The organism is Ochrobactrum sp. SFR4 (genome assembly GCF_019730395.1).
In the GTDB taxonomy this organism is placed as follows: Bacteria; Pseudomonadota; Alphaproteobacteria; order Rhizobiales; family Rhizobiaceae; genus Pseudochrobactrum.
Genome location: NZ_JAAPBB010000595.1, coordinates 1 through 300, shown reverse-complemented (window position 1 = coordinate 300; position 300 = coordinate 1). Strand labels below are relative to the sequence as shown.

The following is a 300-nucleotide window of genomic DNA, read 5'->3' as shown; positions in this document are numbered from 1 at the left end:
ATCCATGTTATGGATCTGGCCGAAGGTCATCTCAAAGCGTTGGATAAGCTCAATGAGCCTAAATGCCTGACGGTTAATCTCGGTACGGGTGAGGGCTATAGCGTTCTGGATGTGATCAAGGCGTTTGAACACGTTTCCAACCAGCATATCCGCTATGAAGTGGCACCGCGCCGTCCCGGTGATATTGCAACCTGCTATGCTGACCCTGCACATGCAAAAGAAATACTCGACTGGAGCGCTAAGAAAACCTTGCGCGAGATGTGTGCCGATATGTGGAACTGGCAGTCTAAAAATCCAAAC

Annotated in this window: 1 protein-coding gene; it reads left to right on the top strand. The window is 49.7% G+C overall.

All coding sequences use genetic code 11. The features are described from left to right. Positions 1–300, top strand: a 300-nt coding sequence (locus HBA93_RS20415) for a GDP-mannose 4,6-dehydratase (protein ID WP_221724491.1), incomplete at both ends; no start/stop codon positions are given.